Source organism: Ruegeria sp. BE9 (genome assembly GCF_056538765.1).
Genome location: NZ_JBQFTS010000001.1, coordinates 381,356 through 408,134 on the forward strand (window position 1 = coordinate 381,356; position 26,779 = coordinate 408,134).

The window sequence follows — 26,779 nt, forward strand, 5'->3', positions numbered from 1 at the left end:
CAATGAATGCCAATCGAATCATCGACATGATAGTGCGCCAAGTCATGCGCCGCGTCGTCAACAAAGGCATGGACAAAGGGTTTGACGTAGCCAGCCGTATGGGCGGCAAGTCGGATCAAGAATCCGGTGGGCGCAATCGTCCGCAAAACAAAGGGCAACGCCCTTCGCAGAATGTTAAACAGGCGCAGCGGATGTCCCGCCAGATGCGCCGGTTCATGAAGTTTTAACCAACCGCTTTGAAATGTTTCGAAAGCTTCAGGCCCTGTCCCTGATAGTTTGATGCGATGCCCGCGCCATATAGTTGTGTAGGCATTTCGGACATTTTCTCATAGACCAATCGGCCAACGACCTGTCCGTGCTCTAACACGAACGGTGCTTCGTGGCAGCGGACTTCAAGCACCCCGCGTGATCCCGCGCCACCGGCAGCGGCATGCCCGAAACCGGGGTCGAAGAAGCCAGCATAGTGCACACGGAATTCGCCGACCATTGCTAGGTACGGCGCCATTTCTGCGGCGTATAGGGGCGGGATGTGAACCGCCTCACGGCTGACGAGGATGTAAAACGCACCGGGATCAAGAATGATGCGGCCATCTCTGGTACGTACCTCTTCCCAATACTCCTGCGGATCGTATTCGCCGATCCGGTCTAGATCGATGACGCCGGTGTGTGGCTTGGCGCGATAACCCACCAGATCGGTTTCGGGCAATTGCAGATCAACAGAAAAGCCCAACCCGTCCTGTATGACCGCAGGGCCGTCAACCAGCGGTGAGTCGTTGTGCAGCGCCGTCAACTCAACATCGCTGAGAACCGCTTGTCCCTGGCGGAACCGAATCTGGTTTAACCGCATGCCCGGACGCACCAGTACCGAGAAGGAGCGAGGGCAGATTTCGGCGTACAGCGGACCAGTATAGCCCGCTGGCACACGATCAAATTCGGTGCCTCCATCCGTTATGGTGCGGGTCAATAAGTCCAGGCGGCCGGTCGAGCTTTTGGCGTTTGCAACGGCGGTCACATCCGCAGGCAGCGCCAGAGATTCCATGAGAGGCACGAGGTAGACGCAGCCCTTTTCCAACACGGCACCGTCTGAGATGTCGATGCGGTGCATCTCGAACTCCGTCAACCGATCAGCGACAGAGCGACCTTCACCCGCCAGAAAGGATGCACGCACCCTGTAAGCCACTGTTCCCAATCGCAAATCAAGGCTTGCGGGTTGAACCTGTTCTGGGATGATTTCTGGGCTGGCGGCGATTTCACCGCGTGCAATCATCGTTTCGATTTGTTGGTTTGGGCATACACCTGTCATTCCGATCCCCCCTGATGCCAGAGTGGGATCTGGCCTGTGTGCCATAAACGTCGGTGTGATTTGGTCGGGCTAGCAGGACTCGAACCTGCGACCTTCCGTCCCCCAGACGGACGCGCTACCAGGCTGCGCCATAGCCCGACGTTGAGGTGTTCATAAAGACTTTCCCGGCAGGGGCAAGAGGAAATCATCGCCTTTTTTCTTATCCTGCCGATCGATTTTCTATGCGGTCCAAAACGGCCCGCAGGTCCTTTGCCACTGGTGCAATTTGTTTCAACAGCCGGTCGTCGAACTCGGTCCTATTCCAGGCTTGAGTCGCGATCCCACCAAGTAGGGGAGACTCATCCAAGAAGTCCGGTTCAACCTTCTGAGTTGCCCGCTCTGCTACTTCAGGCTCAGCTTGCGGAGCTTCGGCAGGTGGTTGTTCTGCGGTAGGCGCCGAGGGACTCGCCGGTTCAGCGGGCAAAACAGAATCGCCCAAATCCAAATCGATTTGACCGTTGCCCGAAGAGGGTTTGGATGTGAAAGGGACAACAACGTTGTCGTCCGGCTGTGTTTCGGGCGCGGCAACTTCGTCCAGGCCCTGAGACAGCGAGGCGACATGCGCAACGCCTTGTTCCCGTAGGATGCGTTGGACGCCTTTGATGGTGATTCCATCCTCGTGCAGCAGCTTCTTGATGCCCCCCAATAGCCGCATGTCATTGGGCCGGTAGTAACGTCGACCACCGGCACGTTTTACTGGTTTAACCTGACTAAAGCGACTTTCCCAGAAGCGCAGGACATGAGCCTGAACACCCAACCAGTCCGCAACTTCACTGATGGTGCGAAAGGCGTCGGGGGACTTGCTCATGATCGTGTTGTCCTGATCTTACTTGCGGTTCCCTGCGGCGACGCGATCCTTCATCAGGTGCGACGGGCGGAATGTCAGAACGCGGCGGGGCTGAATAGGAACCTCTTCGCCGGTTTTGGGGTTGCGTCCGATACGAGCTGTTTTGTCCCGAACACTGAAGGTGCCGAAAGACGAAATCTTAACCTGTTCGCCGCGCACCAGCGCGTCGGACATGTGATTCAGAACACTCTCAACCAGCTGCGCACTTTCGTTGCGTGACAAGCCAACCTCACGAAAGACGGCCTCGCTCAGATCCATTCGGGTCAGTGTTTTATCGCCCATACCATTTCCCCTGTTGATACTAAAGAATATGGTGGAGGCAAATTCACTGTCAATATCAATGAATTGCAAGCCTGTGTGTAAGCCGTTTTGCGCCGGTTACCAGCGCAGGACAACAGCGCCCCAGGCCAAGCCACCACCGATAGCTTCGGTGACGATCAGATCACCCTGCTTGATTTGCCCACGCTGTTTGCCAACGGAAAGAGCAAGTGGGATAGACGCGGCCGACGTATTTCCGTGGTCCTGAACGGTAACCACAACGTTTTCCATTGGCAGGCCCATCTTTTTGGCTGTGCCCTGAATAATTCGGATATTGGCCTGATGTGGTACGATCCAGTCGACATCAGAGCTGCTGAGCCCTGCAGTCTCTAGGGCTGTACCTGCAGTTTTTGCCAGCTTTTCAACGGCATGGCGGAAGACTTGGTTGCCCTGCATGCGCAAGTGACCTGTCGATTGGGTCGAGACCCCGCCATCGACATACAGCAAGTCTTTGTAGCGACCGTCCGAATTGAGATCGGTCGCCAGAATTCCGCGGTCTTGCGATGTTCCTTCGCCGTCCTGCAGTTCGAGAACCAGTGCGCCGGCTCCGTCTCCAAACAAAACGCAAGTGGAACGGTCGGACCAATCCATGATTCGTGAGAAGGTTTCAGCCCCAATTACCAGAACCCGCTTGGCCTGGCCCGACAGGATCAAGGCGTTGGCATTGCTAAGCGCAAAAACGAATCCGGCGCAGACGGCCTGAACGTCAAACGCAAAGCCTTTCGTCATTCCAAGACGCGCCTGAACCATAGTGGCCGCAGAAGGGAATGTCAGATCCGCCGTTGATGTTGCGAGGACAATGGCGTCGATGTCGTCTGCTGTTAGGCCAGCATCCGCCAGTGCGGCTTCGGCCGCTTTGGTGGCCAGATCAGATGTTGTCTCGTCATCGGCGGCAAAATGGCGGCGTTCGATACCCGAGCGGGTTCTGATCCACTCGTCCGTCGTATCGAGCTTACTTTCAAATTCGGAATTCGGAACGATGCGCTCTGGCAAATAGTGTCCGACACCTACAACAACTGAACGGCCTGCCATTTGGGGTTACTGCCTTTATTGTTATTCGCCCGCCTTTGGCGGTGTGTGGGCGGCATCTTGTGCAAGCTCGGCTGTTGATGCAACCCGTGCCGCCAATTTTTCGGCGAAACCCGACTGGGCCAATGTAAAGGCCAGCTTGACTGCCGCTGATACTCCGGTGGCGTCTGCGCCACCATGTGATTTGACCACTGTTCCGTTGAGGCCAAGGAAAACCCCACCGTTCACACGGCGTGGGTCGATGCGCTTTTTCAAACGCTGCAATGAGGTGATCGCCAGAACCGAAGCCAATCGTGAAAGGGGCGAGTATTTGAAGGCCTCGCGCAGGAGATCTCCAATCAGGCTGGCTGTACCTTCACCCGTCTTAATTGCAACGTTGCCGGTAAACCCATCGGTTACAATGACATCCGCTTTGTCGCCGGGGATATCGCTGCCTTCCACAAAGCCCACAAAATCAAAGTTCGCCTGCTCTGCGAACTCTGAGATCATTGCGTGCGCTTCTTTCAATTCGGCGCGGCCCTTGTGTTCTTCGGTGCCGACATTCAGCAACCCGATGCGGGGGCGCTCCAAGGCCATGCCATTCCGAGCGTAAGAGGCGCCCATCAGTGCGTATTGCAGCAGATCTTTGGCGTCGGCGCGTACATCTGCCCCAACATCCAGCATCACGTTGAACCCTTGCGGGTTGCGTGATGGCCACAGAATCGCAATTGCCGGGCGGTTCACACCCGGCAGTTTGCGCAAACGCATCATCGAAAGCGCCATCAGAGCGCCTGTGTTGCCACAGGACACGGCTCCGTGCGCTTCGCCATTGCGAACCGAATCCAGCGTCGACCACATCGACGTCTGCTTCCCGCTGCGCACAACCTGACTTGGCTTGTCCTCCATCGTGACCACGTCTGGGCAATCACGAAAAACGACGCGCCCCTGAAGGACACGCCGTTTGGCGACAAGTTTACGCAGCACCTCTTCAGGCCCATGCAGGATAAAGGAGATTTCCGGGTTTACGTTTGCCGATTTGGCAATGCCCGCAACCACAGTTGCGGGCCCCGAATCTCCGCCCATAGCGTCAACCGAGATGGTAATCCGATCGGCCTGCGTGGGCTGTTCTGTCATGCCGAGCCTGCGCTTTTAAAGGCTTAGGCCGCGTCTTCGTCCAGGTCGATTTCGTCGGCCTGAGCGACGACTTCACGGTCATCATAGTGGCCGCAGGACGCGCAGACGTGGTGCGGGCGCTTCAGCTCACCGCAGTTTGCACATTCGTTCGGGTTTGCAGCAACCAGAGCGTCGTGTGCGCGGCGGTTGTTGCGACGCGACTTGGAAACTTTGTTCTGTTGGACGGCCATGGTCTCAACCTTTGTCTACTGAGGGTCAGCAGATTCGCCGCCGACCGGGTTTCATTCTTCGTTTTTCTCGTGGTTTGACGCGCGTTTAGGCGACGAGCCCCGCAATGTCCAACCCAAATTCCGATGAGCGCGCGAAAATACTGCGATTCTCGACATGTTCAAGCGATTTTTCTGAGGGCGTGCTATGACAGGAAAACAGACCTATGTCACTCGTCTTTTTTCATCGCATCGCGCAAACCTGCCAGTCCGGCAAATGGCTTGACGTCCTCATCGGTCATGGCTTGTTTTCCCGGCTCTGTGAAATCGGACTGACCGAGTTCCGCGCCATCTTTGCGAGGATACTGAGGAAGCGCCAGCGATAGGGCTTCGACCATTACAAGCGCAGGATCAATTTCGGTACCCAGCTGCTCGGTTTCGTCCCCTTCAGGAATTTCGAACTCGGGTTCTTCGGGGTCTTCCCAATCTGCAACGAATACTCGAGCGACCGGAATGTCGATGCGCGTGGTGACTGGTTCAAGGGTCACGACACAAGGTTGTATCACCGTTGCGCCCAGTTTTCCGTTCAGAATCCAGTCTCGTTTCCCTTGTGCCCTTACGTCACCTACAAAGCTGAGTTTGCGGAGGCCCAATAGGCCAAGATCCTCTTTAATGGTGTCCAAACCCTTTGCATCAGGGCGTAGCTCGAAGGGGGTGGGGGTGTTTTGGGGCAGGTCGGCCACCCGCAGAGAAGTATGGTTGCTCATTCGTGACCCTTTCCTGTGTTGAACCGGGGCTGCGGTTTGATGTAATCGGATAGGGTCCGCAAGGGGGCAAGGCAAGAGGGTGTAAATGTTGAAGGTTGTGAACAGGTTGAAACCGGCGTCTAAAACGCTTGTCTTTGCGGCCTGCCTGGCAGCCGCCGGTGCATGTACGCCGATCTTCAAGAATCATGGATACATTCCACCTGCCGAGGACTTGGCCGAGATCAAGGTCGGGGTAGACACCCGCGAAAGCGTGGTCGAAGCGGTCGGAGCGCCCAGTTCGTCGGGTGTGGTGCGCGATTCCGGCTTTTACTATGTCCGGTCACGCATTCGCCACTATGGACCCAAGAAGCCCGAAGTGGTTTCGCGCGAGCTGGTAGCAATCAGTTTTGACAGTCGCGGCGTGGTCCGCAACATCGAGCGGTTCGGACTTGAGGATGGCATCGTCGTTCAGCTGGATCGTCGTATCACAGAATCCACGATTCAGGGGCAGGGCTTGGTCCGTCAGCTCTTGGGTAATATCGGCAACTTCAACCCAGCCAATATACCGGGCGCTTCGAATTAATTCCGTGTCGGCTCTTGTCTCCGTCACAGGACGTTCACACGTCTTATGATAGAGACACAGCAAGAATTCAGGTCAGCAACCGCGGAGGATGCGACCATGGCACTATTGCTTGGCAAGGGTCGATACCGAGCGCGCCTTGCGCATTCGACGCAGGACTTGGACGCTGCGCAGCAACTGCGCACGCTGGCCTTTGGAACGGATCAAACAGATCAGGACGATTTCGATCCGATCTGTGACCACATCCTTGTCGAAGACATGCGCGAAGGAGGGCAGCTGGTTTGTTGTTTTCGCATGCTTGCAATGCAGCACGGGGCTGAAATACACCGCAGCTATTCGGCCCAGTTCTATGACCTTTCCGCGCTCGAATGCTTTGAGGGGCGGTTAGTTGAAATGGGGCGGTTCTGTATTCATCCCAATTGGACGGACCCTGATATTCTTCGCGTCGCGTGGGGGGCAATGACCACGTATGTTGATCAGAACGACATTCGAATGCTGTTCGGGTGTTCGTCATTTGCCGGGACTGAGACAGCGGAGTACCTTGACGCGTTTGCAATGCTCAAACACCGCCACCTTGCGCCTAAACGTTGGTTGCCTCGGGTGAAAGCTCCGGACGTGTTTCGGTTTGCTGCACGTCTTCGCCGTCGTCCAGACGTGAAAAAGGCGATGCTGCGCATGCCACCTTTGCTGCGGACCTATCTGATGATGGGGGGGTGGGTCAGTGACCATGCGGTGGTCGATCGCCATATGAACACTTTGCATGTTTTCACCGGTTTGGAAATCGGAGCTATTCCACCGGCACGGAAACGGTTGTTGCGAGCGGTGGCGAGGTAATCGGCGTTGACGCTTTGACTTTGCCGGTTTAGCTGGCGGGTATGGCGAGAATTCCTTTGTTGCAGATGTCCGGCATTTCCCTGACTTTCGGGGGCGATCCGGTTTTTTCGGGGCTGGATCTGGTGGTTCAGCCGGGCGACCGTGTTGCGCTGGTAGGGCGGAATGGGTCAGGTAAATCCACCCTTATGAAAGTTATGGCTGGCTTGGTTGAGCCGGATCACGGTGACATTGTGATTCCTCCTGGTAAGTCGGTGGGTTACATGGAACAAGACCCGGGTATGGAAGGCTTTGCGACACTGGGCGACTATGCCTCAAGCGGTCTTGAACCCGGCGAGCTTTATAAGGTTGAGCGCGCAGGAGAGGGGTTGAAGTTTGACCCATCCCGCGCAGTTGAAACCGCCTCTGGCGGTGAGCGTCGGCGCGCAGCCTTGGCTAAGCTAATGGCCGAAGCACCAGATTTAATGCTGCTGGACGAGCCGACCAACCATTTGGATATCGAAGCCATCGCTTGGTTGGAGCGAGAGTTGGGTGCCACCCGAGCAGCCTACGTCCTGATCTCGCACGACCGCGCGTTCCTGCGCGCTCTTACCCGCGCGACGTTGTGGATCGACCGCGGAATGGTGCGGCGGCAAGAGCAGGGCTTTGACGCTTTCGAGTCCTGGCGCGACAAGATCTGGGAAGAAGAAGATCAACAGCGCCACAAGCTCAACCGGCTGATCAAGTCCGAGGCCAAGTGGGCCGTCGAAGGCATCAGCGCGCGCCGCAAACGCAATCAGGGCCGCGTACGCGCGTTGCAGGCATTGCGGGCCGAGAAAGCCTCGCAGATCAAACGCCAAGGTTCTGCCGCGATGACGTTGGAGGCCGGTCCAAAGTCCGGTCGAAAAGTTATTGAAGCCAGAGGTTTAGCGAAGTCTTTCGGAGCACAGCAGATCGTTCGGAACTTTGATCTTTTGGTGCAGCGTGGCGATCGAGTAGCCTTTGTCGGACCCAACGGCGTGGGCAAGACGACGCTGTTGAAGATGTTGCTGGGGCAGGAACAACCGGATGAGGGTTCGGTTGCGTTGGGCACCAATCTTGAGGTCGCTGTTTTTGACCAGACCCGCGCACAATTGGACCCCGAGATGAGCTTGTGGGACAGCCTGACCGGCGACCCCGAGATGCGGGTTTCTGGAAAGGCCGATCAGGTAATGGTCGGCGGGCAGCCCAAGCATGTGGTCGGTTACCTCAAAGAGTTTCTGTTCGACGAACGTCAGGCAAGAGCGGCTGTTAAGTCTCTATCTGGCGGGGAAAAAGCTCGACTGTTGTTGGCCAAGCTGATGGCGAAATCGTCGAACCTGTTGGTGCTGGACGAACCGACCAACGATCTGGATGTCGAGACGCTGGATCTGCTGCAGGAACTCTTGGATGACTATGACGGCACGGTTCTGCTGGTCAGCCACGATCGCGACTTTCTGGATCGGATCGCCACTACGACCATCGCGATGGAAGGCAATGGTCGCGCAACAGTCTATGCCGGAGGGTGGTCGGACTACATCGCACAAAGGGGCGATGTTTTTGAAAAGAAAGCTGACAAGCCAAAAGCTTCCAAGCCGAAAGTAAAGCAAGAGAGCCAACAGAAGCCCGGCCTATCATTCTCAGAAAAGCACAGGTTGGAGAAGCTGCCGGCGGAGATTGAACGCCTTGAGGCCGAAATCGGTAAACTGGAAGAACTGATGTCTGACCCCGAGCTTTTCACGCGCGAACCGGTCAAGTTCCAAAAAGCGACTGATGCTTTGGTTGAACGGCAGGAAAAACTGGCCGCGGCTGAGGAAGAGTGGCTAACGCTGGAAGAAAAGTCCGAAGGCGCTTAGGGGCGGGCCAGCGGTCGGGCAGGGTTGCCGACTACCGTTTCTCCGGCCGCAACGTCCTTGGTCACGACGCTACCTGCACCGATGGTCGCGTTGTCACCGATAGTGATACCCGGCATTAGTATGGCGCCTCCGCCGACCCAGACATTCCGTCCGATGGTCACTGGTAGCCCGATCTCCAGCCCTTGCGCTCGTTCAGTCGGGTCTTTGGCGTGCTGCGCACAGTAAATCTGAACATGTGGGCCAAACATAGTGTTGTCGCCGATCCGAACCGGAGCCGTATCCAGTACGACGCAACCGGCGTTGAAATAGACTTGTGCTCCGAGGTGAACGTTCACCCCATAAGCGCAATGGAACGGTGCCTCTAGAAAGCATTCGTGTCCGACTGAAGCGAACAGATCAGCAAGCTCAGGCGAAATGGCGCCACGGGTGTCCGGAGGGCAGGTGTTGTGTGCATGAACCGCGCGGCGCGCTTTTGCGCGCATTTCGTCCAGTTCCGGATCCAGGCAGCAATACCACTGCCCAGCCTGCATTTTTTCCCTCTCGGTCATTCTAACCGATTTACCGCATCCTCAAGGCGCCGTCGATGCGGATCACTTCTCCGTTGAGGTAACCCATTTCAACAATGAACCCGGCCAGACGGCCATATTCTCTCGGGTCACCTAGGCGGGCAGGGTTTGGCACATCAGCTGCCAATTGTTGTTGCACTTCTTCGGGCAGGCCAGCCAGCATCGGAGTCATGAATATCCCCGGTGCGATGGTCATCACCCGGATTCCGGTCGAGGCCAGATCGCGCGCCATAGGCAAGGTCATTCCCACCACACCGCCTTTAGACGCCGCATATGCAGATTGACCCTTTTGACCGTCAAATGCTGCGATCGAGGCAGTGTTGATAATAACTCCACGCGCGCCGTCCGGTTCCGGATCGTTTTTGGCCATTTCTGCTGCGGCCAGGCGCGAAACGTTGAACGTACCTACTAGATTGATATCGATGGTGCGCTGAAATGCGTCTAGCGGGTGAGGTCCGTCTTTTCCGACCGTTTTGATGCCATAGGCAATACCGGCGCAGTTCACGGCGGCCGAAATCTTGCCCATTTTGTCCTTCGCCAAACCGACGGCTGCCGCTACGGAGGTCTCGTCTGTCACATCTGTTTCTGCGAAGTACCCGCCAATTTCAGAGGCGACTTTTGTTCCGCGCTCAGTATCTCGGTCCAGAATTGTGACTTGAGCGCCCTGTTCAGCAAAGTGACGTGCGGTGGCTTCACCCAGCCCTGACGCTCCACCGGTTACGATTGCGGCTGTGGTGGACAAGTGCATGACAGGTTCCTTCTCATCAGGATTTGAACGTGTGTTCATTTAATCTGAGAGACAGGGCTCTGTCCACAGATTTGGTGAACACGTCAGGGCTTAGCGCCGTTTCTCAAAGCTTTCTCATAAGACTTTTAACTTTGCTTAATACGCGAGTCTCACATCGATATCAGAGATTTATCGAGTCGAGTGAGCGCCGGACAAGGAGTAAAGCGTTATGGGTAAGAGTATGAAATTGGGTTTGTCTGCCTTGGTTGCAGCACCATTTATGGCGGTGGTCGCCGCAAGCGGTGCATCCGCGTCAACCGAAGTTTGCGATTGGAGAACCGCGCGGGATGCAGCAAATCGCGGGGACTATCAGGCAATGTGTGATTGTACGCATGTTACCCCCAGTTTCCTACAAAAGTTGCAATCTCGTTCCGACTTTGGAGCGACCCTTCGCAACACCACAGCACAATGTCCCGGACTGGCTTCTTTGCTGACGGATATGCCTACAGGTTCAATTGGGGCTTCGGCAAATCCGGGAGAGAACCGCGGAAATGAGCAGTTTGCTCAGGCCGACCCAGACAACGGAGGCGGCGGTGGTCCCGGCGATGGCGGTGGTGGCCCTGGTGACGGTGGAGGTGGTCCCGGTGACGGAGGTGGCGACCCTGGCGACGGAGGTGGTGATCCCGGTGACGGCGGCGGCGATCCTGGTGACGGCGGCGGTGATCCCGGCAATGGCGGTGGCGGCAACGGCGGAAACAACGGCGGCGGCAACGGCGGAAACAATGGTGGCGGCAACGGTGGAAACAACGGCGGTGGCAACGCTGGAAACAACGGCGGCGGCAACAGCGGCAATAACGGCGGTGGCAACGGCGGAAACAACGGTGGCCCCGGTAACGGCAACGGAAACAACGGTAACCCCGGTAACGGCGGAGGGAACAATGGTGGTTCTGGCCCCGGCACCGGTAACGGTGGGGGGAACAACGGCCACGGCAATGGTTCCGGTCACGGCGGCGGCGGTCACGGTAATGGTGGCAGCAATGGCGACGGGAAGGGTGGCCATGGCGGCGGTAAAGGCGGCGATGGAAAAGGCGGCGGTAAAGGTGGCCATGGTGGCGGCAAAGGCGGAAAGAAGTAGCCGCACTGCCGCAGGCATTAAGCCTCTAGCAATAAAGAACGGCCTCCCGTTTGGGTGGCCGTTACGTGCGTTTATTTAAGTACTGATCAGCCTAGCTGAACCAAGGCGTGGCGCTTTTTACCCGCACTCAGCTTGATCGGCGACGACAGCGCGCCTGCGTCAATCATAAGTCCTGCATCAGTCAGTGGCGCGTCATCCAACTTTGCGCCGTTTTCGGCGATCAGGCGTTTGGCCTCTTTCCCTGACTTCGCCAGACCCGATTTTACGATGATCTGTACAATAGACATTCCGTCACCCAACTCGGCAGGGCTGAGCGTTAGAGTTGGAAGGTCACCGCCAACACCACCTCTTTCGAAAACCTCGCGCGCGGTGGCTTCGGCGGTCGCCGCAGCTTCGGCACCGTGGGCAAGGGTGGTTACTTCGTTGGCAAGACGGATCTTGGCCTCGTTGATCTCGGACCCTTGCAACGCGCCCAGACGGTCGCACTCATCCACCGGCATTTCAGTGTAGAGCTTCAGGAACCGCCCGACATCTGCATCAGTGGTATTGCGCCAGAACTGCCAGAACTCATAGGGCGAGCGCATGTCGGCGTTCAGCCACACCGCGCCGTCCTGAGACTTGCCCATCTTCTTGCCGTCGCTGGTGGTCAACAGGGGCGAGGTCAGACCGTAAATCTCGTGATCCAGCACGCGGCGGGTCAGGTCGATACCGTTAACGATGTTGCCCCATTGGTCCGACCCGCCCATCTGCAGAACGCAGCCATAGCGGCGGTTCAGTTCAAGGAAGTCGTAGGCCTGCAGGATCATGTAGTTGAACTCGAGGAAGCTTAGCGATTGTTCACGATCCAGCCGCGATTTCACGGACTCGAACGAAAGCATCCGGTTGACCGAGAAATGCCGTCCGATGTCCCGCAGGAAATCGAGGTAGTTCAGGTCGTCCAGCCATTCGGCATTGTTCAGCATTAACGCCTTGTTCTCGGCGTCTGAGTCATAATCGATGTAGGCCGAGAATACCTTTTTGATGCCGGCGATGTTCTCGTCGATCTGTTCGGGGCCCAGAAGAGGGCGTTCGTCCGAGCGGAACGAGGGGTCACCCACTTTGGTTGTGCCGCCGCCCATCAGCGTTATTGGCTGGTGGCCGGTTTTCTGGAACCAGCGCAGCATCATGATCTGGATCAGGCTGCCCACATGCAACGACTTGGCCGTTGCATCAAAGCCGATATAGGCCGGTTTGCATCCACTGATCAGCGCTTCGTCAAGGCCCTGATAATCGGTGCAGTCGGCGAGAAAGCCGCGCTCGATCATCGTGGCGATGAAATCCGATTTGGGATGGTAGGTCATATCGTGCCCTTTGGGTTGAAGTTGCGGGCACTGTATAGGGGGCGCTGGAGCCAAGGAAAAGGCACCTTTTCCAAGAAAAACGCGCCTGTTCTAGCTTTTGGTTGGGGGAAGGCGAAAGGCGTATAGCATTGCGATGAGGTTTAGCACCGCCAATACGAAAATCGGGGTAATTGGATCGTGCAGATGCGCGACGGCTCCGAGGATTGCTGCAAAGACCATCCCGACCAACCCAGCGCAAACATCACCGAGGGCAACTAGGTAAGGGCGCTCTTTTTCGGACGTCATCTCGATGACGTACAAGTAGCGTCCATAGATCACGCCATTGCCGCCCAGGGACAAAAGAAGAATGACCAGCGCGTAAAGCCATACGTCCTGCGCGTAACCCAGGAAGGCAAAGACGAGCGCCAACACGGCAGAGAAAGCCGAGATTAGGCACCCCAGCCACATTACGGGTTTGACCGAAATTCGACCGCTGAGCCATCCCCACAAGACTGAGCCAATTACCATCCCGAGGCTGGCCGCCATAACGAAATAGCTAAGCGAGTGTTTGGTCCCTACGTGAAAGGTAGCAGCATGTATGGTGTAGAACGGCATCGCCAACTCAACCGAGACAAACACAAGCCGAGCGGTTAGGAACTTCCGATACCACTTGTAGGCCATGCCGGTTTTAAATCCGGTAGCCAATTCCGCCAGTGGCTTTGCTTTGTCAGGCTTATCTGGGGCATTTTTTTGCTCTTCTTCCAGTAGTCGAACACCGGCAAAACTTATTCCCGCGGCGAACATGGCAAATACTCCGCACCACAGAACAACGATGTGGCGCTGCATTGGCTGATCCGAGGCCAGCAGATCGCGCGTCACCCAAACTACAAGAATTGCCAAAATTCCTGAGATTGTGGCCTGGGCGAAAACCATGCGGTTACGTTTTTCGTTGGGAACGGAAATGCCGTAAATCTGGCTCGTGCCCAAGCTGGCGATACCCTGACACAACCCCATTACGACCGCCGTGGTCAAAAACAGAAGTACAATAAGAACATTGGGTAAGCCTGTCGCGAACAGGGCGACCACGGACAGGATGGCTGCAGTTAATATGTTGGGAACATACACAGCCAGCTTTGCTCGGGTCACCCGGTTTACAAAGGGGGACACGAAGATCTCGGCAATCAGTCGAGAGCCAGTGACGAAGGGCAGTAATAGCCCGGCAAAGAAAGTGGGCGCGCCAAGAGCCAGATACAGAAAGGGCAGGACCAGATTGGGGTTCACCAACTGCCCACCGATTGTGGCCAGTGACCCGGACCAGAATATCAACTGGTAGTTTCTGCCTTCCGAGGGCTGCTTTGGTGTCTGTTTGTCGTCCATGGCTGTCCGCTTGGGGTTGACTTGGCCCAATGGTTACTCAGGCGGGGATTTCGTGCAACTGTCCGGCATGTTTCTGTCGTTTCAGACGCGCATACACTTACAAAACGCCGGATGTGACTTGCTATGAGGGTGCGGAAAAAGGCAGGTTGATTGCGCCGCGTTCTTCAACTGCAGCGCGAATAAAACAAAAAAATAAGAGGTAAGCGTGAACCGGGCCATCAGAAAAACCGGAGCGATCAGGGCTTTGGGAGCGATGTCGGGCACGTCGTTGGACGGCGTGGACGCCGCTGTTGTCGAGACAGACGGAAACAACATCATTGGCTTCGGCCCAAGCGCTTATCGCGCATACACTGAAGCAGAGCGTACCCAATTGCGAAGCGCCTTGGGGCATTGGCATGGCGAGGCGGTGGATAAGGCTGCTGAATTGGTAACTTTCGCTCATGCGGACGTAATGGCCGAGTTTGAAGAGGTCGATCTGATCGGCTTTCACGGGCAGACACTTGCCCATGAACCACAAGGACGTGGAACCTTGCAGGTTGGCGACGGCAAAGGACTTGCGCAAGCGCTGGGCGTACCGGTCGTCTGGGATTTCCGTAGCGATGATGTGGCAATGGGAGGAGAGGGCGCGCCTTTGGCACCGTTCTTCCATTTTGCCTGTGCCAAGTGGATTGGGGCATCAGAGCCGTTGTGTTTTCTGAACCTCGGAGGGGTCGGTAACCTGACCTATGTTGACCCCAGCTTTGACGGACCAGAAGCGCCGGGTGCTTTGCTGGCCTTTGATACCGGTCCGGCAAACGCGCCAGTCGATGACTTGATGCAGGAACGCCTTGGTTTGCCAATGGATCGCGATGGAGCGGTCGCGCGGGGCGGTACCGTCGAAGTCGGAGCGCTCGAGCTATTTCTGGCCGAGCCGTTCTTTTCGCGAATGCCGCCAAAATCTCTAGATAGAAACGATTTTTCCGAGATGATCGGATTGGTGCAGGAGCTGTCCGACGCGGATGCAGTGGCAACACTAACCGGTATGTGTGCAGCCGGTGTCGTACAGGGAATGGAGCATTGCCCCAAACCACCCTCTCGTTTGCTGGTCACCGGAGGCGGGCGACACAATCCGGTGTTGATGGAGATGTTGCGTGTTGCGCTTGATTGCGCGGTCGAGCCTGTCGAGGCCGTGGGTCTTAACGGTGACATGCTGGAAGCTCAGGCTTTTGCCTACTTGGCTGTTCGCGTTGCGCGAGGGTTGCCAACATCGTGCCCGGGGACAACGGGAGTAAAAGCCCTGGTCGGAGGTGGGGTTGTGAGTTCCGTATTGAGTTGACTTCAGGTTTTTAGGAGCACTCAGATTAGGTTTTCATGAAAACCAAAATTTTATTGCCCCTTATAGGCGCGCTTTGGGTATCTGTTGCCCTAGCGCAGCCCGAAACCCTTTGGGCTGAGTTTAGGGTGGCGCGGGGTGAGGGAACGTTGATTTTACCACCTCAACGCAACCGGTTTTCATGTGAAGAACCGGCGTCACCAGCCGCTGTCGAGTTCGCTCATGACTTGCAGTTAGCGTCGTTTGACTTGCACCCATTTTTTTAAACGGACCTAAACAGAAAGCCGGTTGTAATCCGAAGAGCGGGCGCAATCGAGCAAAACCGCCAGGGGTCGAAAACGCATCAATCAGTTTCCACAGCTCGTTCGACGCATTTCTGAATACCCCTTCGGTTGACATCTCAGAGTTAACTCACGTGGACCGGCGTTCTGTAAACGAAAATGCGATTGGTCAGCTATAGTTCAGTTTCGACTGGCGTCCGACACTATTGGGCACAGCGAAAAAGATGACCTTTTGGTTTATTTAGGAACCAGTTTTTTTAGCGTTTTCATTTTTTCGGAGGATATGGGCAAAGGCTTAGTGGAGCCCTAACAGCCTAAGTAGCGTTTAATTTGGTACAGCCAGCTCGTTCTGATGAACCCCATTTCATTCACGCGGAATATCAAACCCGGGAGTGGCTAGTTCGAACCCTTCGAACTCGAACCCCGGCGAAACGGTGCAACTGACCAGAGTGTAATCTCCGGTAGTGCGGGCCGATTGCCAGTGCCCCTTTGGAACGATTAACTGGGGTGCGCCTTGGGACAGGTCGGGTGAAAGCACGCGATCCACGGCAGGGCCTTCGTTGGTTTCGCTGAGAGACAGTACGAGGGGAGCACCACTATGGTACAGCCAGATTTCAGTCGCATCGACGCGGTGCCAGTGGCTGCTCTCACCGGCCTGCAGCAGAAAGTAGATACAGGTTCCAGTCGCGCGGCCTTGGTTGTCTGCGCGCCATGTCTCGCGGAACCAGCCTCCTTCGGGGTGGCTTTGCAGGTTTAGGTGATTGATGATCTCTTGTGCGGTCATATTGCGCCCTCGTGGTTTGAGGCGATTATGCACGCGGGTTCGCGATCCGCTATGGTATTCGCGAATTTGAGGAATATGTTTGGCCCATGACCCTGACTATCCCATTCGACAACAGCTATGCCCGCCTTCCTAACAGCTTTTATGCGCGGCAGGCTCCGGTCCCTGTGCGATCACCACAAATGATCGCATTCAATAATAATTTGGCGCAGATTCTCAGGGTTACTCCCGGCGATGTTCAGGAAATGGCCGAAGCTTTTGCTGGTAACTCGTTGCCGGAAGGCGCCGAGCCGATTGCACAGCTGTATTCGGGGCATCAATTCGGTAGTTACAACCCTCAACTCGGTGACGGTCGTGCGGTGCTCTTGGGTGAAACCGTAGGTATAGATGGGGTGCGGCGGGACATTCAATTAAAGGGTTCAGGCCCGACACCGTTCTCGCGGAGAGGGGACGGCCGCGCATGGCTGGGTCCGGTTCTGCGCGAGTACGTAGTGTCCGAAGCAATGCACGCGCTGGGCATACCAACCACACGGGCCTTGGCAGCTGTGGAAACCGGAGAGATTGTTTTACGCGAGGGCCCAATGCCCGGTGCTGTGTTGACCCGTGTTGCTCAGAGCCATCTGCGCGTCGGAACGTTTCAGGTTTTTGCGTCGCGCGGGCAACTGGACAGTCTGCGCCGCCTGACCGACTACGCTATTGAGCGCCACTACCCGGAAGCAGAAGGCCCGATGGGTTTGCTGCGTGCGGTAGTTGATGCGCAGTCTAAATTGATTGCAGGGTGGATGAGCGTCGGTTTCATTCACGGGGTGATGAATACGGATAATTGCTCGATCGCTGGTGAGACCATAGACTACGGTCCTTGCGCGTTTATGGACAGCTACCATCCGAACACGGTCTACAGCTCGATCGATAGAATGGGCCGTTACGCCTATTCCAACCAACCAGATATCGCTGTGTGGAACTTGGCGCAGCTTGCCACGTCGCTCATCCAGCAAATGGAGGATAAAGAAGCTGCCGTCGAAGAGGCCACAGAGATTGTTCATGCCATGCCTGACCTCCTGCAACAGAACTGGTTGAGCCGGTTTCAGTCCAAGATCGGCTTAGTGACGGACGAGGAAGGCGATCTAGCGTTGATCACGGACCTATTGACCCGGATGGCGCATAATCAGGCCGATTTCACCAACACCTTCCGTGCGCTGGGTAGTAACGCCGCGCGGGATCAATTCACCGACCCTCAGGCGTTGGATCAATGGGCTGAAGGGTGGCAGGCGCGTATGGAGCGTGAAGAAAACCCAACTGAAGTAATGACAGCGGCCAACCCTGCTTTCATCCCACGCAACCACCGGGTCGAGCAGATGATACAAGCCGCCGTACAGGGGGACTATGCTCCGTTCCATCGCCTGAACACGGTTTTAGCAAAGCCGTATCAGGATCAGCCGGACGCAGTTGACCTTACGCGCCCTCCAGCCGACAACGAAGTGGTGCACGCGACGTTTTGTGGAACTTGATTGTCAGAAGTTCTGCATCACGAGGTGTATTTAGGCAGCCATTAGGAAATCTGACCGACGACAACGCCTTGCGGGTTACCTGACAGGAACAATATTGCATAATAGGCGTAACAGGGACCTAAAGCGGAAATACTCGGATTTGTTTCAGGGGGCTCATAATGCGCTACTCCTTATTGCTGGAAGACGCGAACGGTGTTTCGTATTTTGAAGATCGGGATGTAGATGTCGAACTCAAAACCTTTGCGCCTCCGGCCGATGCATTTCTGGTGTCCAAAGAGTATGATGCCTCGCGCTTTGTATTCCTGACATTGCCTGCGGGATGGAAGGGGGTTCAGCACCGCTCTCCGAAACGCCAACTTGCCACAGTTCTGTCCGGGACTTTCCGGGTTCAGGCCGGGTCAGGTGAAATCCGTGACTTTACCGCGGGCGATTTGTTCTGGGCCGAGGATACGACCGGAACTGGGCATTCCTCGTCTGCCGAAGGTGACGAACCCGCAAACCTCATGGTTACGCAGTTTTGATAGAAGCCGGGCTACCGAACGCCGTTTATGCCAATCACAGGAAGTCTATGACCAAACCCTCAACCCTGCGCATTGCAAGTTACAACATTCAGAAATGCGTCGGTCTCGACTTTCGGCGGCAGCCTCAACGGATCATGCAGGTCATCGACAGCATGCAAGCCGATATCGTGGTGCTGCAAGAGGCTGACAAGCGCTTACCTCCGCGTCCTGCTGCTTTGCCGCACTTCATGCTTGATGAGGCTGGGTGGAAGATTGTGGATCTCGGGGGCGCTGGCAGTCTGGGGTGGCATGGCAACGCAGTAATCTGGCGCGGGGATTCGATCCGTGAGCGCCGCAAGGGGCATCACGAATTGCCGGGCCTTGAACCTCGCGGCGCAGTGCGGGTGGATTTCGATACACCAATTGGACCATTGCGTGTGATGGGAATGCATCTCGGACTTCTGCCAGCCTCTCGCCGTCAGCAGATCACACACATTCGACGATGCGACGATGACCTTGAGCAGATGCCGACTGTCTGGGCTGGGGATTTCAACGAATGGTCACGCCAACCCGTTTTGGATCACCTTGCGCCTGACATGCGGTTTTTGCCTCCGGTTCCCAGCTTTCCTGCTGCTCAGCCACTGGGCGCGCTGGACCGGATCGCGCTGGGCGCGGGATTGGAGGCCGTCTTGCACGGGGTTCATGATACACGGCCAGCGCATATTGCGTCGGATCACTTGCCGATCTGGGCAGATTTGCGTCGTGTTGCTTAACAGGCAATTCCCCTGTGGCGCCAACCGCTCAGACGGTTTAAGACAGAGACCCGAACTACTCTGAGGGTCACTCATGTCCGATACGATCATCGCCCGCTGCGAAGCCAAAGGTCTGCGCATGACGGGTCAACGCCGCACAATCGCTCAGGTTTTGCAGCAAAGCGAAGATCACCCGGATGTAGAAGAGCTCTATGCGCGCGCCTCAGAGGTGGATTCGGGCATTTCCATCGCCACGGTTTATCGCACCGTAAAGCTATTCGAAGAGGCGGGGATTCTTGAGCGTCTTGAATTCGGCGACGGCCGTGCGCGTTACGAAGATGCCGAGCGGGACCACCATGATCACCTGATCGACATGCAGTCTGGTGAAGTGATTGAATTCGTGGATCCTGAGATCGAAGCGCTGCAGGAAAAAATCGCCGCCAAACTTGGGTATAGGCTCAAGGGTCACCGGCTGGAACTATACGGCGTACCGCTGGAGCAAGACTGACACATCACAAAACGCGAACGGTAGCCCCACGGGAAATCATGTTTTCCGCGGTAATATTTCTTGCCAGATCGCGTTTCTTCGGTTTTTGGTGGAGCTAAGGGCGGTTGGTTTGAACCGCGTATCTCTACGGACACGACTATGAACAACGTAAACGGCATTTTGCTGGTCGTCGGCGCGATGGCTGCTTTTGCGCTTGAGGACATGTTTATCAAGCTTTTGTCGGTGACTGTACCGACCGGCCAGATCATGGTCGTGTTAGGTGTGGTTTGCGGCCTCGCCTTTGCGGTGATGTCTCTGGCCACCCGAAAGCGCATCTTTGACCCGGTGGCTTGGCAGCCTCTGCCTCTGGTCCGTGCCGCGACCGAGATGTTTGGCGCGCTGACTTTCGTCACTGCGTTGTCACTGGTCGAGCTGTCCACCGTTGCCGCTGTGTTTCAGGCGATGCCTTTGGCTGTAACCATGGGCGCGGCCCTGTTTCTGGGCGAAAAGGTCGGATGGCGTCGTTGGAGTGCGATTGGCCTGGGCTTTATCGGAGTCCTGATGATCATTCGCCCCGGTCTCGAGGGGTTCCAGCCGGAGTCCTTGTTTGTCGTGGCGACCGTTATTGCCATTGCTGCACGGGATCTGATCACTCGGCGACTGGACGTCCGGGTTGCCTCTTCCGTAGTCGCGCTGCAGGCCTATTTTGCGGTGGCATTGTCAGGGGCGGCATTGATGGTGTTCACGTCACAGTCCATTGTTCCGCTGCAATCCGCGCAATTCGGTCCCTATCTTGGCGCAGTTGCTTTCGGCGTTTTGGGCTACTACGGCATTGTCACCGCCATGCGAATTGGCGAGGCGTCTGCGCTGACTCCGTTCAGATACACGCGACTAATCTTTTCGATTATGGCCGGTATGCTGATGTTCGGCGAGCGCCCGGACTTCATGACACTAGCCGGGGCCGCCTTGATTATGGGGTCGGGCATGTATTCGTTCATTCGTGAGCGCAAGCTTGCCCGGGAGATGGCGCTCGCAGCCTGACGGATCGTCGCACGTTGGCGCAAACAGTAAGCTGTTAGCCCTAAAGGCTCGGGAATAGACGTGTTAGCGGTAACATAAACGGTTTACATTTGACCCGGTGATGTTATGAGGCTTGCAACAGATTTCAGCCACAGGGAATGGCCTCATGAGCACCATTATCGACATCCATGCACGTGAAATTCTGGACAGCCGGGGCAACCCGACCGTCGAAGTGGACGTGATCCTGGAAGACGGCACCATGGGCCGTGCTGCCGTACCCTCGGGCGCATCGACCGGTGCATATGAAGCGGTAGAAAAGCGCGATGGCGACAAGGCGCGTTACATGGGCAAAGGCGTTCTGGAAGCCGTTGCTGCGGTAAACGGTGAAATCGCCGAAGAACTGGTGGGTTTCGACGCGACCGAGCAGGTCGCCATCGATCAGGCAATGATTGAATTGGACGGAACCGAGAACAAGGGCCGCCTAGGCGCGAATGCCATTCTGGGTGTCTCGCTGGCAACGGCAAAAGCCGCAGCTGATTTCACTACGCAGCCTTTGTTCCGCTACGTTGGGGGAACCTCGGCTCGTGTTCTTCCAGTGCCCATGATGAACATCATCAACGGTGGCGAGCACGCGGACAACCCGATCGACATTCAGGAATTCATGATTATGCCGACTTCGGCCGCGAATATCCGCGAAGCCGTGCGTATGGGGTCCGAGGTGTTCCACACTCTGAAAAAAGAGCTGTCGGCCGCAGGTCTGGCCACCGGAGTTGGCGACGAGGGCGGTTTTGCTCCGAATATCGCAAGCACTCGTGAAGCTTTGGACTTCATTCTGAAATCCATCGAAAAAGCTGGCTACAAGCCTGGTGAAGAAATCCATCTGGCGTTGGATTGTGCCGCCACAGAGTACTTCAAGGACGGCAAATACGTATTGTCGGGCGAAGGCCAGAGCCTGACCTCGGAAGAAAACGCGGCGTACCTCGAAGCTCTGGTAAATGACTATCCGATTATCTCGATCGAAGACGGCATGTCCGAAGACGACTGGGACGGTTGGAAAGCACTTACAGATATGCTGGGTGACCGCGTTCAGCTGGTCGGTGACGATCTGTTCGTGACTAACCCCGAACGTCTGGCCGAAGGGATCGAGCGTGGCTGTGCCAACTCGATGCTGGTCAAGGTGAACCAGATCGGTTCTTTGACCGAGACACTGCGCGCCGTAGATATGGCCCACCGCGCGCGTTACACCAATGTCATGTCGCACCGCTCTGGTGAAACCGAAGACGCGACCATTGCTGATCTGGCCGTTGCAACCAATTGCGGGCAGATCAAAACCGGCTCGTTGGCACGGTCGGACCGGTTGGCCAAATACAACCAACTGATCCGAATCGAGGAATCGCTGGGCGAGGTTGCGGAATACGCCGGGCGGTCTATCCTGAAGCGGTAATTCTGCCCGAACAGCCCTGTCTGCAGTCGGGCAGGGCTAATTCCGGATGGGATTTGAACCGTGGTTGAGGCTTTGATCTTTGACGTTTTTGGCACCTGCGTTGATTGGCGCAGCTCTGTCGCGCGCGAAGTGGCCGCTGTTCTTCCTGATCTGGACGCCTTGGAATTCGCGGATGCCTGGCGAAGTGAATATGATCCGTCGATGGCCGCCATTCGAGAAGGCGGCCGTGGCTACATTGCGTTAGATGACCTGCATCGCGAGAACCTTGAGGTTGTTGCAACGCGGTTCGGAGTCAAAGTGCCGGATCCCGCGGGTTTAACCGCGGCTTGGGAACGGCTTGACCCTTGGCCCGATGTCGTCAGGGGATTGTTGGAGCTGAAGCGTAAAAGGATCATCGCGCCATGTTCGAATGGTTCAATTGGCTTAATGACCCGATTGGCCCGATATGGTGATTTACCGTGGGACTGCATCCTCGGAGCCGAGATTGCGCGGGACTATAAGCCCAAGCCTCAGGTATATCTGGCCAGTTGTGCTGCGCTACGGCTGGATCCCGATCAGGTTATGATGGTCGCGGCGCACAATGATGACCTTTACGCGGCACGGCAGGCGGGGTTGAAGACCGCTTTTATAGCTCGGCCAACCGAGCATGGCCCTGCCCAAACACATGATCTGCGGGCTGAAGGAAGCTGGGATATTGTGGCCAAGGACTTTGTGGATTTAGCTCGGCGGCTTGGCTGAAACGGATTTAGTGCAAAAAAGGTGACCGTATAACCCCTTAAAAACGCGCTTATTTTTAAAAAATTTTGTATTTTTCTACCATAATTGGCATTATGTGTGAACTTTTTCCTATTCGGTGATGCTGACGGTTTTGTATTCTGAGTGCATTACAGAAAAGGAGAATACCATGACTGGTTCGAAATTCCTTCTCGTAGCATCAGTTATCAGCACTGTATTTCTGGCGGCCTGCGCAGGGCCGGGTACTTATCCGATTACCGGAGATACTGTCTCGGCGAGCGATCCGGTTCATGACATGGATATGCCCGGCTACGTCTTCCGCGGAGAAGTTCGCTAAGCAAACCTGGAAGGGTCACAGGCTTATGCGCCCGTGACCGAACCTTATGTCAGAGCGGTTTGCTCATCAGCATATAGCGGTCGCGGGGCCTGAAACCTGTGCGCAGATACAGCTTCTGCGTGGCTTCATTCGTTCGATCGACTTCTAAATGCAGGGCGGTCAATCCGGCTCCGGCAAGGGCTTTGGGGAGGTCCAGTAAGACTTCGGTTGCAATGCCACGGCCGCGAACGGCGGGGCGGATGTAAATCTCGTCTACGAAACCGTCCATGCCACCGAACTCGACTGACCAGCCGAATGTCAGGACGATGTAGCCCAGCGGCGCGCGTCCAGGTCCAATCAGGTAGATGCAGCCGTGGGGAATACCCTCTAACAGCGGGGCCAGAGCATTGCGGGTTTGATCCGCATCCTGGGTAATTCCGGCTTCGGCGTGGAAGGCGGTGACGAGACCCATTAGTCGGTCCAGATCTTCGGGGCGGGCTAGTCTAAGTGCAGCGCTCATAGTCGGGCCAGTCGTTCTGTAAGAAGGTCAAAAAAGCCATCGGCATCTACTTCGCCCATGAACGTTGCGTTTGGCGGATGATCCGTGACGCGCCACCAGTCCGCCACGGTCATGCCCATGGTCAGCTCGGACCCAGTTTCGATCTGGACGTTGATGTGCCGACCCGAGAATAGCTCTGGTCGGATCAGGTACGCGGTGACGCAAGGATCGTGCAGGGGCGCCCCTTCAGAGCCGTATTTCTCCTTGTCAAACCGTTCGAAGAAATCAGTCATTTCAGCCACTGCGTGACCGACTTTGGAGTTCAAAGCGCGGAAGGCATCGTTGCGATGTTTTGTGACTAGCGCATCATGTGTGACATCCAAGGGCATTACGACAATATGAACGCCAGATTTAAACACAATTTCAGCAGCTTCAGGGTCGACATAAATGTTGAATTCCGCCGCTGGTGTTATGTTCCCAACTTCAAAATACGCACCGCCCATCAGGACGATTTCCTGTACCCGGTCGATAATATCCGGTGCTTTCAAAAAGGCCGAGGCAATGTTGGTCAACGGCCCCAAAGGGCACAAGGTAACGGTGCCCGGCTCGTGCGCGCGTAGCGTATCGATGATGAAATCTACAGCGTGCCCTTCGGCCAGAGGCATTTCGGGATCCGGAAGGACCGGACCATCCAGCCCGGTTTTGCCATGCACGTGTTCCGCAGTAACCAACGGCCGTTTCAATGGACGATCGCACCCGGCGTAGACAGGAATGTTGGTATGGTCCGCAAGTTCGCAGACGATGCGTGCGTTCTTTGCGGTCAGTTCAAGCGGAACATTGCCCGCAACCGCGGTGATCCCTAGCACTTCGATCTCTTCGGGGCTGGCGAATGCGAGCAGGATAGCAACGGCGTCGTCCTGTCCGGGATCGGTATCGATGATTACTTTGCGGGGGGGCATGGTCGTCTCCGGGGGGTAGTGAAGGTCGGACACTCGCAACTGCGGCCGCACTTGTCCACCCGTTTTACGAGTCTGCGACTACGCTCACCGGCGGGAGTTTGCCATTGGCACGGTGTTCTTCAATTTTGACCTCGTCCCAAAGCGTATCCATCTCTTCCAAAGTGCTTTCAGAAGGCGTTTTCCCACGGTTTGCGAGGCGTGCTTCGACTTGTTCAAAACGGCGAGTGAACTTGGCATTGGTGCGGCGCAAGGCGGCTTCGGGCTCAATCCCAAGATGACGTCCAAGGTTTACCATCACGAACAATAGGTCGCCGAATTCGTCTTCTAACGCGTCAGCGTCCATGCTGTTGCGCGCTTCTTCAAGTTCGGCCGCCTCTTCGGTGATCTTTGCAAGAACGTGGCTGGCATCAGGCCAGTCAAACCCCACGCGCGCAGCACGCTTTTGCAGTTTGTGAGCACGTAAAAGAGCGGGCAGGTTGGCCGCGACACCGTCCAGTGCACCTTTTTGCTCTTTGCCTGCGCGTTCTGCGGCTTTGATGGTTTCCCAATCCACGGTTTGTTGCTCGGCCGATTTCTCTCGGGATTCTTCACCAAACACGTGCGGATGGCGCGCAACCATCTTGTCTGACATCGTGCGCACTACGTCTTGAAAGGAAAAATGTCCGGCTTCTTCGGCCATCTGGGCGTGAAAAACCGACTGAAAAAGAAGGTCGCCCAGTTCGCCCTTCAACTCATCATAAGCCTCACGTTCAATCGCATCGGCGACTTCGTAAGCCTCTTCGATTGTGTAAGGGGCTATGGTGGCGAAATCCTGTTCAATGTCCCACGGGCAGCCTGTCTTGGGGTCGCGTAAGCGGCGCATGATTTCCAGTAAACGCTCGATTCCCGCGTCGCTGTCGTGGATCAGAGGATTTTCGGCCATTGCGAACCCTTTCGTTCCGGTGTCAGATGCATCCATTCCGCAGCCACGTTCAGGAGTCCACCCCCTATGCCCGTCGTCAACCGAATTGCTGATTTCTCTGCCGATATGGCCGCGTGGCGTCAGCATCTGCATACTATTCCAGAACTTGAGTTCGAATGCTTCGAGACTTCGGCGTTTGTTGCCGAGCGTCTACGAGAGTTCGGGGTTGATGAATTGCACGAGGGAATCGCAAAGACCGGGATCGTGGCCATCATCAACGGACAGGGCGAAGGGCCGACGATCGGATTGCGTGCGGACATGGATGCATTGCCGATCCCCGAGGAAACTGGCCTCGACTATGCTTCAAAAAATCCGGGCAAGATGCATGCCTGCGGACATGATGGGCATACAACGATGCTGTTGGGTGCAGCCCGATACCTGTCTGAAACTCGGAATTTCCGGGGGCGCGTCGCACTGATCTTTCAGCCTGCAGAGGAAGAAGGCGGCGGGGCAAGCGTGATGGTCGAAGAAGGCATAATGGAGCGGTTCGATATCTCTCAGGTCTATGCGTTGCACAATGACCCGGGCAACCCGGTCGGCGCGTTTTACACCACACCGGGGCCAATCATGGCGGCCGTGGATACGTTCCATATTCATGTGAAGGGTGTCGGGGGGCATGGAGCTATGCCGCACCAAACTCGCGATCCTGTAATGGCCGCCTGCGGTATCGCACAGGCTATTCAGACCATTGTCAGCCGCAATCACTATGCGGTCGAAGACTTGGTCGTATCTGTAACGCAGATCCATACTGGCACGGTTAACAATGTGATCCCAGAAACGGCTTACCTCAACGGCACCATCCGGACGTTTGATCCCAAAGTGCAGCAGATGGTGATTGAGCGGATGGAGCAGATCGTAAAAGGGCAAGCCGCATCGTACGGAGTGGAGGCTGAACTGGATTACGAGGTCGGCTATCCTGCGACTGTTAATGACAAGGATAAGTGCGCTTTTGCTGCAGAGGTAGCTCGCGAGGTGTCCGGTGCCGAACGTGTTGTAGCCGACATGGGGCGCGACATGGGAGCAGAGGACTTTTCCTACATGCTGCAGGCACGCCCGGGTGCTTATTTGTTCTTGGGGCAGGGCGAGGGGCCTGGCCTTCATCATCCGAAATACAACTTCAACGATGAGATCGCGCCAGTGGGTGCGTCCTTTTTTGCGAGAGTTGTGGAAAAGGCGCTGCCAGTAACCTGACAGGTGTGATTGGTGTAAATCTTAGAAAGACACAGAGACGAGGA

At 56.1% G+C, this 26,779-nt stretch carries 30 protein-coding genes and 1 tRNA gene; 15 read left to right on the plus strand and 16 right to left on the minus strand.

The annotated features are described in order from the left end of the window. The first annotated feature begins 2 nt into the window (after nucleotides 1–2). Nucleotides 3–227, plus strand: a complete 225-nt coding sequence (locus ACR0EO_RS01825) for a hypothetical protein (RefSeq protein WP_480686707.1) — start codon at nucleotides 3–5, stop codon at nucleotides 225–227. Here ACR0EO_RS01825 and ACR0EO_RS01830 read toward each other — a convergent pair. From ACR0EO_RS01830 to ACR0EO_RS01865, 8 genes are all read right to left on the minus strand, one after another. Further along, entirely contained in the window at nucleotides 224–1,303 is a 1,080-nt protein-coding gene (locus ACR0EO_RS01830) for a 2'-deoxycytidine 5'-triphosphate deaminase (protein WP_480686708.1), read from the minus strand. The two genes, ACR0EO_RS01825 and ACR0EO_RS01830, sit on opposite strands and share 4 nt — an antisense overlap. Before the next feature lie 61 nt (nucleotides 1,304–1,364). Further along, nucleotides 1,365–1,441 (minus strand) — tRNA-Pro (locus ACR0EO_RS01835). 61 nt (nucleotides 1,442–1,502) lie between these two features. Then, nucleotides 1,503–2,150 (minus strand): MerR family transcriptional regulator, encoded by a 648-nt coding sequence (locus ACR0EO_RS01840; protein ID WP_480686709.1) that lies wholly within the window; start codon nucleotides 2,148–2,150, stop codon nucleotides 1,503–1,505. Between the two features lie 18 nt (nucleotides 2,151–2,168). Then, nucleotides 2,169–2,471 (minus strand): integration host factor subunit alpha, encoded by a 303-nt coding sequence (gene ihfA / locus ACR0EO_RS01845; RefSeq protein ID WP_008755922.1) that lies wholly within the window; start codon nucleotides 2,469–2,471, stop codon nucleotides 2,169–2,171. A gap of 96 nt (nucleotides 2,472–2,567) precedes the next feature. Then, complete coding sequence (locus ACR0EO_RS01850; RefSeq protein ID WP_480686711.1) at nucleotides 2,568–3,539, minus strand: beta-ketoacyl-ACP synthase III; 972 nt, start codon at nucleotides 3,537–3,539, stop codon at nucleotides 2,568–2,570. 21 nt (nucleotides 3,540–3,560) lie between these two features. Further along, on the minus strand, nucleotides 3,561–4,649 hold the full coding sequence (plsX, locus tag ACR0EO_RS01855) for a phosphate acyltransferase PlsX (RefSeq protein ID WP_480686713.1): 1,089 nt from the start codon (nucleotides 4,647–4,649) through the stop codon (nucleotides 3,561–3,563). A 23-nt stretch (nucleotides 4,650–4,672) separates the two neighbouring features. Further along, nucleotides 4,673–4,879: a 50S ribosomal protein L32 gene (gene rpmF / locus ACR0EO_RS01860; protein ID WP_037316137.1), complete on the minus strand. Its 207-nt coding sequence runs from the start codon at nucleotides 4,877–4,879 to the stop codon at nucleotides 4,673–4,675. 206 nt (nucleotides 4,880–5,085) lie between these two features. Beyond that, nucleotides 5,086–5,622 carry a YceD family protein gene (locus tag ACR0EO_RS01865; protein ID WP_480686715.1) on the minus strand — a complete coding sequence of 179 codons (537 nt, stop codon included), beginning with the start codon at nucleotides 5,620–5,622 and terminating at the stop codon, nucleotides 5,086–5,088. Nucleotides 5,623–5,707: 85 nt separating this feature from the next. Here ACR0EO_RS01865 and ACR0EO_RS01870 point away from each other — a divergent pair, with 85 nt between their 5' ends. The 3 genes from ACR0EO_RS01870 to ACR0EO_RS01880 all read left to right on the plus strand — a co-directional run bounded on the left by ACR0EO_RS01870 (nucleotide 5,708) and on the right by ACR0EO_RS01880 (nucleotide 8,865). Then, nucleotides 5,708–6,184 (plus strand): outer membrane protein assembly factor BamE, encoded by a 477-nt coding sequence (locus ACR0EO_RS01870; RefSeq protein WP_480686717.1) that lies wholly within the window; start codon nucleotides 5,708–5,710, stop codon nucleotides 6,182–6,184. Nucleotides 6,185–6,280: 96 nt separating this feature from the next. Next, nucleotides 6,281–7,015 carry a GNAT family N-acetyltransferase gene (locus ACR0EO_RS01875; RefSeq protein WP_480686718.1) on the plus strand — a complete coding sequence of 245 codons (735 nt, stop codon included), beginning with the start codon at nucleotides 6,281–6,283 and terminating at the stop codon, nucleotides 7,013–7,015. A gap of 41 nt (nucleotides 7,016–7,056) precedes the next feature. Further along, the gene (locus ACR0EO_RS01880; RefSeq protein WP_480686720.1) at nucleotides 7,057–8,865 is read left to right on the plus strand and encodes an ABC-F family ATP-binding cassette domain-containing protein; all 1,809 of its coding nucleotides are present in this window, start codon (nucleotides 7,057–7,059) and stop codon (nucleotides 8,863–8,865) included. Here the strand turns inward: ACR0EO_RS01880 and ACR0EO_RS01885 are convergent. Then, nucleotides 8,862–9,413: a sugar O-acetyltransferase gene (locus tag ACR0EO_RS01885; protein WP_480686722.1), complete on the minus strand. Its 552-nt coding sequence runs from the start codon at nucleotides 9,411–9,413 to the stop codon at nucleotides 8,862–8,864. The genes ACR0EO_RS01880 and ACR0EO_RS01885 overlap by 4 nt on opposite strands. A gap of 10 nt (nucleotides 9,414–9,423) precedes the next feature. Then, nucleotides 9,424–10,179: a 3-hydroxyacyl-CoA dehydrogenase gene (locus tag ACR0EO_RS01890; protein WP_480686724.1), complete on the minus strand. Its 756-nt coding sequence runs from the start codon at nucleotides 10,177–10,179 to the stop codon at nucleotides 9,424–9,426. A gap of 208 nt (nucleotides 10,180–10,387) precedes the next feature. Here ACR0EO_RS01890 and ACR0EO_RS01895 point away from each other — a divergent pair, with 208 nt between their 5' ends. Beyond that, nucleotides 10,388–11,293 (plus strand): hypothetical protein, encoded by a 906-nt coding sequence (locus tag ACR0EO_RS01895; RefSeq protein WP_480686725.1) that lies wholly within the window; start codon nucleotides 10,388–10,390, stop codon nucleotides 11,291–11,293. A gap of 86 nt (nucleotides 11,294–11,379) precedes the next feature. On the opposite strand, the gene tyrS is transcribed toward ACR0EO_RS01895, so the two are convergent. After that, nucleotides 11,380–12,633, minus strand: a complete 1,254-nt coding sequence (tyrS, locus tag ACR0EO_RS01900) for a tyrosine--tRNA ligase (protein WP_480686727.1) — start codon at nucleotides 12,631–12,633, stop codon at nucleotides 11,380–11,382. 90 nt (nucleotides 12,634–12,723) lie between these two features. Next, the gene (locus tag ACR0EO_RS01905) at nucleotides 12,724–13,989 is read right to left on the minus strand and encodes an MFS transporter (protein WP_480686729.1); all 1,266 of its coding nucleotides are present in this window, start codon (nucleotides 13,987–13,989) and stop codon (nucleotides 12,724–12,726) included. Between the two features lie 205 nt (nucleotides 13,990–14,194). On the opposite strand from ACR0EO_RS01905, the gene ACR0EO_RS01910 reads away from it, so the two are divergent. Continuing rightward, nucleotides 14,195–15,304, plus strand: a complete 1,110-nt coding sequence (locus ACR0EO_RS01910; protein WP_480686730.1) for an anhydro-N-acetylmuramic acid kinase — start codon at nucleotides 14,195–14,197, stop codon at nucleotides 15,302–15,304. A 642-nt stretch (nucleotides 15,305–15,946) separates the two neighbouring features. On the opposite strand, the gene ACR0EO_RS01915 is transcribed toward ACR0EO_RS01910, so the two are convergent. Continuing rightward, entirely contained in the window at nucleotides 15,947–16,366 is a 420-nt protein-coding gene (locus ACR0EO_RS01915) for a cupin domain-containing protein (RefSeq protein WP_480686732.1), read from the minus strand. Nucleotides 16,367–16,452: 86 nt separating this feature from the next. On the opposite strand from ACR0EO_RS01915, the gene ACR0EO_RS01920 reads away from it, so the two are divergent. The 8 genes from ACR0EO_RS01920 to ACR0EO_RS01955 all read left to right on the plus strand — a co-directional run bounded on the left by ACR0EO_RS01920 (nucleotide 16,453) and on the right by ACR0EO_RS01955 (nucleotide 23,146). After that, nucleotides 16,453–17,871 carry a protein adenylyltransferase SelO gene (locus ACR0EO_RS01920; RefSeq protein WP_480686734.1) on the plus strand — a complete coding sequence of 473 codons (1,419 nt, stop codon included), beginning with the start codon at nucleotides 16,453–16,455 and terminating at the stop codon, nucleotides 17,869–17,871. 158 nt (nucleotides 17,872–18,029) lie between these two features. Next, nucleotides 18,030–18,392, plus strand: coding sequence for a cupin domain-containing protein (locus ACR0EO_RS01925; protein ID WP_480686736.1), 363 nt, complete (start codon nucleotides 18,030–18,032; stop codon nucleotides 18,390–18,392). A 47-nt stretch (nucleotides 18,393–18,439) separates the two neighbouring features. Beyond that, nucleotides 18,440–19,144, plus strand: coding sequence for an endonuclease/exonuclease/phosphatase family protein (locus tag ACR0EO_RS01930; RefSeq protein WP_480686738.1), 705 nt, complete (start codon nucleotides 18,440–18,442; stop codon nucleotides 19,142–19,144). A 73-nt stretch (nucleotides 19,145–19,217) separates the two neighbouring features. Next, nucleotides 19,218–19,631, plus strand: a complete 414-nt coding sequence (locus tag ACR0EO_RS01935; protein ID WP_480686739.1) for a Fur family transcriptional regulator — start codon at nucleotides 19,218–19,220, stop codon at nucleotides 19,629–19,631. Between the two features lie 138 nt (nucleotides 19,632–19,769). Then, nucleotides 19,770–20,651, plus strand: coding sequence for a DMT family transporter (locus ACR0EO_RS01940; protein WP_480686740.1), 882 nt, complete (start codon nucleotides 19,770–19,772; stop codon nucleotides 20,649–20,651). 145 nt (nucleotides 20,652–20,796) lie between these two features. Further along, nucleotides 20,797–22,074, plus strand: a complete 1,278-nt coding sequence (eno, locus tag ACR0EO_RS01945; protein WP_480686741.1) for a phosphopyruvate hydratase — start codon at nucleotides 20,797–20,799, stop codon at nucleotides 22,072–22,074. Between the two features lie 60 nt (nucleotides 22,075–22,134). Further along, nucleotides 22,135–22,812: a haloacid dehalogenase type II gene (locus ACR0EO_RS01950; protein WP_480686742.1), complete on the plus strand. Its 678-nt coding sequence runs from the start codon at nucleotides 22,135–22,137 to the stop codon at nucleotides 22,810–22,812. Between the two features lie 166 nt (nucleotides 22,813–22,978). Continuing rightward, entirely contained in the window at nucleotides 22,979–23,146 is a 168-nt protein-coding gene (locus tag ACR0EO_RS01955; protein ID WP_480686743.1) for a hypothetical protein, read from the plus strand. A gap of 49 nt (nucleotides 23,147–23,195) precedes the next feature. On the opposite strand, the gene ACR0EO_RS01960 is transcribed toward ACR0EO_RS01955, so the two are convergent. The 3 genes from ACR0EO_RS01960 to mazG form a co-directional block, all read right to left on the minus strand. After that, on the minus strand, nucleotides 23,196–23,645 hold the full coding sequence (locus tag ACR0EO_RS01960) for a GNAT family N-acetyltransferase (RefSeq protein WP_480686744.1): 450 nt from the start codon (nucleotides 23,643–23,645) through the stop codon (nucleotides 23,196–23,198). Then, nucleotides 23,642–24,583 carry a nucleoside hydrolase gene (locus ACR0EO_RS01965; protein WP_480686745.1) on the minus strand — a complete coding sequence of 314 codons (942 nt, stop codon included), beginning with the start codon at nucleotides 24,581–24,583 and terminating at the stop codon, nucleotides 23,642–23,644. The genes ACR0EO_RS01960 and ACR0EO_RS01965 overlap by 4 nt, the downstream gene beginning before the upstream one ends. A 64-nt stretch (nucleotides 24,584–24,647) precedes the next feature. Next, complete coding sequence (gene mazG, locus ACR0EO_RS01970) at nucleotides 24,648–25,505, minus strand: nucleoside triphosphate pyrophosphohydrolase (protein ID WP_480688213.1); 858 nt, start codon at nucleotides 25,503–25,505, stop codon at nucleotides 24,648–24,650. 66 nt (nucleotides 25,506–25,571) lie between these two features. On the opposite strand from mazG, the gene ACR0EO_RS01975 reads away from it, so the two are divergent. After that, nucleotides 25,572–26,735, plus strand: coding sequence for a M20 aminoacylase family protein (locus ACR0EO_RS01975; protein ID WP_480686746.1), 1,164 nt, complete (start codon nucleotides 25,572–25,574; stop codon nucleotides 26,733–26,735). The last annotated feature ends 44 nt before the right edge of the window (nucleotides 26,736–26,779 follow it).

Coding starts and splice junctions, on each gene's coding strand:
- ACR0EO_RS01830 (WP_480686708.1), bottom strand. CDS start 1,303: ATGACAGGTGTATGCCCAAACCAACAAATCGAAACGATGATTGCACGC.
- ACR0EO_RS01850 (WP_480686711.1), bottom strand. CDS start 3,539: ATGGCAGGCCGTTCAGTTGTTGTAGGTGTCGGACACTATTTGCCAGAG.
- mazG (WP_480688213.1), bottom strand. CDS start 25,505: ATGGCCGAAAATCCTCTGATCCACGACAGCGACGCGGGAATCGAGCGT.
- ACR0EO_RS01890 (WP_480686724.1), bottom strand. CDS start 10,179: ATGCACTTGTCCACCACAGCCGCAATCGTAACCGGTGGAGCGTCAGGG.
- ACR0EO_RS01875 (WP_480686718.1), top strand. CDS start 6,281: ATGGCACTATTGCTTGGCAAGGGTCGATACCGAGCGCGCCTTGCGCAT.
- plsX (WP_480686713.1), bottom strand. CDS start 4,649: ATGACAGAACAGCCCACGCAGGCCGATCGGATTACCATCTCGGTTGAC.
- ACR0EO_RS01840 (WP_480686709.1), bottom strand. CDS start 2,150: ATGAGCAAGTCCCCCGACGCCTTTCGCACCATCAGTGAAGTTGCGGAC.
- ACR0EO_RS01825 (WP_480686707.1), top strand. CDS start 3: ATGAATGCCAATCGAATCATCGACATGATAGTGCGCCAAGTCATGCGC.
- ACR0EO_RS01930 (WP_480686738.1), top strand. CDS start 18,440: ATGACCAAACCCTCAACCCTGCGCATTGCAAGTTACAACATTCAGAAA.
- ACR0EO_RS01975 (WP_480686746.1), top strand. CDS start 25,572: ATGCCCGTCGTCAACCGAATTGCTGATTTCTCTGCCGATATGGCCGCG.
- ACR0EO_RS01935 (WP_480686739.1), top strand. CDS start 19,218: ATGTCCGATACGATCATCGCCCGCTGCGAAGCCAAAGGTCTGCGCATG.
- ACR0EO_RS01955 (WP_480686743.1), top strand. CDS start 22,979: ATGACTGGTTCGAAATTCCTTCTCGTAGCATCAGTTATCAGCACTGTA.
- eno (WP_480686741.1), top strand. CDS start 20,797: ATGAGCACCATTATCGACATCCATGCACGTGAAATTCTGGACAGCCGG.
- ACR0EO_RS01870 (WP_480686717.1), top strand. CDS start 5,708: ATGTTGAAGGTTGTGAACAGGTTGAAACCGGCGTCTAAAACGCTTGTC.
- ACR0EO_RS01940 (WP_480686740.1), top strand. CDS start 19,770: ATGAACAACGTAAACGGCATTTTGCTGGTCGTCGGCGCGATGGCTGCT.
- ACR0EO_RS01960 (WP_480686744.1), bottom strand. CDS start 23,645: ATGAGCGCTGCACTTAGACTAGCCCGCCCCGAAGATCTGGACCGACTA.
- ihfA (WP_008755922.1), bottom strand. CDS start 2,471: ATGGGCGATAAAACACTGACCCGAATGGATCTGAGCGAGGCCGTCTTT.
- ACR0EO_RS01880 (WP_480686720.1), top strand. CDS start 7,057: ATGGCGAGAATTCCTTTGTTGCAGATGTCCGGCATTTCCCTGACTTTC.
- ACR0EO_RS01965 (WP_480686745.1), bottom strand. CDS start 24,583: ATGCCCCCCCGCAAAGTAATCATCGATACCGATCCCGGACAGGACGAC.
- ACR0EO_RS01885 (WP_480686722.1), bottom strand. CDS start 9,413: ATGACCGAGAGGGAAAAAATGCAGGCTGGGCAGTGGTATTGCTGCCTG.
- ACR0EO_RS01865 (WP_480686715.1), bottom strand. CDS start 5,622: ATGAGCAACCATACTTCTCTGCGGGTGGCCGACCTGCCCCAAAACACC.
- ACR0EO_RS01915 (WP_480686732.1), bottom strand. CDS start 16,366: ATGACCGCACAAGAGATCATCAATCACCTAAACCTGCAAAGCCACCCC.
- ACR0EO_RS01925 (WP_480686736.1), top strand. CDS start 18,030: ATGCGCTACTCCTTATTGCTGGAAGACGCGAACGGTGTTTCGTATTTT.
- rpmF (WP_037316137.1), bottom strand. CDS start 4,879: ATGGCCGTCCAACAGAACAAAGTTTCCAAGTCGCGTCGCAACAACCGC.
- ACR0EO_RS01895 (WP_480686725.1), top strand. CDS start 10,388: ATGGGTAAGAGTATGAAATTGGGTTTGTCTGCCTTGGTTGCAGCACCA.
- ACR0EO_RS01905 (WP_480686729.1), bottom strand. CDS start 13,989: ATGGACGACAAACAGACACCAAAGCAGCCCTCGGAAGGCAGAAACTAC.
- tyrS (WP_480686727.1), bottom strand. CDS start 12,633: ATGACCTACCATCCCAAATCGGATTTCATCGCCACGATGATCGAGCGC.
- ACR0EO_RS01920 (WP_480686734.1), top strand. CDS start 16,453: ATGACCCTGACTATCCCATTCGACAACAGCTATGCCCGCCTTCCTAAC.